Annotated in this window: 4 protein-coding genes; all 4 read right to left on the reverse strand. The window is 36.8% G+C overall.

The features are described from left to right. Positions 1-151 precede the first annotated feature (151 nt). Positions 152-1405, reverse strand: coding sequence for an adenosylhomocysteinase (gene ahcY, locus AB1630_11135; protein ID MEW6104346.1), 1254 nt, complete (start codon positions 1403-1405; stop codon positions 152-154). Positions 1406-1418: 13 nt separating this feature from the next. Continuing rightward, positions 1419-1778 carry an aspartyl protease gene (locus tag AB1630_11140; GenBank protein ID MEW6104347.1) on the reverse strand — a complete coding sequence of 120 codons (360 nt, stop codon included), beginning with the start codon at positions 1776-1778 and terminating at the stop codon, positions 1419-1421. Positions 1779-2120: 342 nt separating this feature from the next. Then, a complete protein-coding gene (locus tag AB1630_11145) occupies positions 2121-2345 on the reverse strand; it encodes an addiction module protein (GenBank protein ID MEW6104348.1) in 225 nt (74 codons plus the stop codon). Between the two features lie 37 nt (positions 2346-2382). Continuing rightward, complete coding sequence (metK, locus tag AB1630_11150; protein MEW6104349.1) at positions 2383-3513, reverse strand: methionine adenosyltransferase; 1131 nt, start codon at positions 3511-3513, stop codon at positions 2383-2385. Between the last annotated feature and the right edge of the window lie 241 nt (positions 3514-3754).

A 3754-nucleotide genomic window follows, 5' to 3' on the forward strand; every position in this document is an offset into this window, starting at 1 on the left:
AAAAGCACAATAAAAATAGAGTTCTCGCTTCGCTAAAGGGGGAAAGGGGGAGGATTATTCTAATATTTTTCAATAACCATAAATTTAAGCCCTATGAAAGGTTTTAGTAAAATTGGGGAAGTTCTAATTTTGCGTTTTACATTTTGCATTTTTATGTTCCCTTTTCCCAATCTGAAAGATAGCTTATCTGCTCCTCTGTTAGATTGTCTATACTTACACCAAGGGATAAAAGCTTAAGCCTTGCTATTTCTTTATCCTGCTCTTCTGGAACATCATAGACCTTTTTCTCAAACCCTCCTTTATTTTTAACCAGAAATTCGCAGGCTAATGCTTGATTTGCAAATGACATATCCATAACAGAGGAGGGATGACCCTCTGCCGAAACAAGGTTTATAAGCCTGCCATCCCCAAGCAAATTTATCTTCCTTCCATCCTGCAGGGTATATTCCTCAACAAAATCACGGATTTTTCTCTTTTCTTTTGACAGAGCTTCCAAAGATGGAATATCAATTTCAACATTGAAGTGTCCTGTATTGGCAAGGATTACATTATTTTTCATTACGCTAAAATGCTCCTTCCTTATAACATTTATATTCCCTGTGACCGTTATGAATATATCGCCTATTTTTGCTGCATCCATTATTGGCAGGACAGAATATCCATCCATAACAGCCTCTAATGCCTTTAAGGGGTCTGTCTCTACAATAATAACATTCGCACCCATTCCCCTTGCCCTCATTGCAAGACCCCTTCCACACCACCCATATCCGCAAATGACAAACCTGGTGCCTGCAAGTAATCTATTTGTTGCCCTTAATATGCCATCTATTGTTGATTGGCCTGTTCCATACCTATTGTCAAAGAAGTGCTTTGTCTGGGCATCATTTACAGCAATAATGGGATAGAGAAGAAGCTTATTTTTCTCTAAGCTTCTTAACCTTATTACACCCGTTGTTGTCTCCTCACTTCCTCCAATTATATTTTCTACCAAGTTTTGCCTTTCCTTATGGATTACAGAGACAAGGTCAGCACCATCATCCATTGTAATGTTTGGCTTTTCGTCTAAACAAGCGTTTATATGGCTATAATATGTCTCATTGTCCTCGCCACACTTTGCAAATACAGGAATTCCAATAGAGGCAAGATATGCGGCAATATCATCCTGTGTTGACAATGGATTTGAGGCGCATAGAAGAACCTCTGCACCACCAGCCTTCAATGTTTTGCATAGATTTGCTGTTTCTGATGTTACATGTAGACAACAGGCTATCTTTATGCCAGAAAAAGGTTTTTCTTTTAAAAACCTCTCTTTTATCATAGAAAGAACGCTCATTTGAGCGTCTGCCCACTCTGCCCTTAATCTTCCCTTTTCCTTTAACCCAATATCGGTTATGTCGTAATTCATTTTTCCTCCTTTTTTATGCAATTATCATTGGAATAGGTTTTAATTCCCTTTTTAAAGGGTCTAATGACAACCCTAATGCCTCTAATGTGAATGCGCCCAAAAGAGAAGCATCATCTTTTTCTCCAAAGATTACATCTGCACCTCCTATTTTATTATTATACTTAAAAATAGCTACCCCCTTTTTTCTCCTAATCTTCTCACCATTTGCAAACCTAAATTCCTCCTCTGCCAAAGGTTTAATTTCAAGTTTGTTTAAAATTTCTTCAGGAACCACAGAATAAACAGCACCTGAATCAATTAGAAACTCTACAGATTGAGTAATCTCTGGTTTTGCTGGACTACCCACCTCTAAGTCTAAAAAAGTAAGCCCCATATTACAAAAATACCTCTAATAATATAAAACAAAGAAAGGAAATTTGCAAGGAAGAAACCTTGCCCATTTTTATGGTTTTATTTTATTCTCTCTTTCCAATATCCTGGTTTTCTGTTGAGTTGCATAATTGCAATGATTAAAATTTCCTCTTTTAGTATCTGATAGATAACACCATATGGAAAACGGTTTGTTAAACATCTCCTCGTGTTTTTTGATAATTTAGACCATGCATCAGGAAAATGGATTATCCTTTAAATTGTTAAATAAACTTCTTTTGCGAATTGCAAACCAAGACCCAATTGGTGTTTTTCATAATAAACGATGGCTTCAAGTAACTCGTGTTTAGCATCTGGATGGAAAGAGTATTTCATTTACAAATTTTCCTTGAATCTCCTTAAACACTTCATCTCCTGGTATAGTTTTTACTTTACTTGTTTTAATTTCCTCAACCCTTTTTTCAGCTTCTTTTGCCCATAATACATCAATTTCTTTTCGGGTTGGATGTAAAGTATCAAGAATCTTTTCAACCAATTCTGTTTTGATATCTATGGGTAATGACTCAACCATTAAAATAATCTCTTTTGTTTTCGTTGTCATATCCATTTTACAAAAACACCTCTTTCTTATCCGTTTTTTCCCAGGTGAATTCCTTCTCCTCCCTTCCAAAGTGTCCATAGGAGGCTGTTTTTCGGTATATTGGCCTTCTTAAGTCAAGTGTCTCTATTATTCCCTTCGGGGTAAGAGAAAAATTCTTTTTTATGTCATTAACAATCTCCTTTTCTTCCTTTTTGGCTGTTCCCTTTGTATTGACCATAATAGATAAAGGCTCAGCAACACCAATGGCATATGATAGCTGGACCTCACATATCCTTGCAATGCCAGAGGCAACAATATTCTTTGCGATGTATCTTGCGATGTATGACGCAGACCTATCAACCTTTGTTGGGTCTTTTCCAGAAAAGCATCCACCACCGTGTGCACCAAAGCCACCATATGTATCAACCATAATCTTTCTTCCAGTAAGGCCTGTATCTCCTTGTGGCCCTCCAATTACAAACCTTCCTGTTGGATTGATATAGAATTTTGTATCTTTGTCTATGAAGTTTTCAGGGATTATTTTTTTAATAACCTCATCCATAATAGCATCCTTAAGGTCTGTATATTCAATATCCGGGTCATGTTGGGCTGAAACAACAATAGCAGATGCCCTTTCTGGCTTTCCCTCAATGTATTCTATGGTAACCTGGCTCTTTCCATCTGGCCTTAACCAATCCAAAATCCTTTCCTTCCTTGCATAGGCAAGCCTTCTTGTAAGCTTGTGTGCCAATAATATGGGCATTGGCATAAATTCAGGTGTCTCATCTGTTGCATAGCCAAACATCATCCCCTGATCACCTGCACCACCTGTATCAACACCCTGGGCAATATCTGGTGATTGTCCATGAATGGCTGTAATTACAGCACAATCCTCATAGTCAAAGCCATAATCAGCATTTGTATAGCCAATGTCTTTAATTACCTCTCTGGCTATAGTTGGAACCTCAACATATGTTGAGGTTGTTATCTCGCCTGCGATAAATGTAAGGCCTGTTGTTACAAATGTCTCACAGGCAACCCTTGCAACTGGGTCGTTCTTAATAATGGCATCTAGAATCCCATCTGATATCTGGTCTGCAATCTTATCGGGATGTCCCTCTGTAACTGACTCTGATGTAAAAAGATAGTCTCTTTTCATAATTTCCTCCTTTAATAAATTATCATTATTGTAAAATAAAAAGAAAACAAAGTCAATCAGCGAATTTGTAAGTTTTGTATTTATGTTTGGCTCTTATGTTTTGATTTCATCTAATGGTAACTATTCAGTATATCGTATTTTATATGTTTGGCTGTTTTAAAATTCATCCATTCTATAATAAATCCCAAATCCCAAGTTCAAATGTCAAAAAAATGTCCAATTTCCAATGTCCAATATCATT

Source organism: bacterium (genome assembly GCA_040753555.1).
Lineage (GTDB): Bacteria > UBA9089 > UBA9088 > UBA9088 > UBA9088 > JBFLYE01.

What these genes read in the sequence shown, in the direction of transcription:
- AB1630_11145 (MEW6104348.1), bottom strand. Translation starts at nt 2,345, where the DNA reads ATGGTTGAGTCATTACCCATAGATATCAAAACAGAATTGGTTGAAAAG.
- AB1630_11140 (MEW6104347.1), bottom strand. Translation starts at nt 1,778, where the DNA reads ATGGGGCTTACTTTTTTAGACTTAGAGGTGGGTAGTCCAGCAAAACCA.
- ahcY (MEW6104346.1), bottom strand. Translation starts at nt 1,405, where the DNA reads ATGAATTACGACATAACCGATATTGGGTTAAAGGAAAAGGGAAGATTA.
- metK (MEW6104349.1), bottom strand. Translation starts at nt 3,513, where the DNA reads ATGAAAAGAGACTATCTTTTTACATCAGAGTCAGTTACAGAGGGACAT.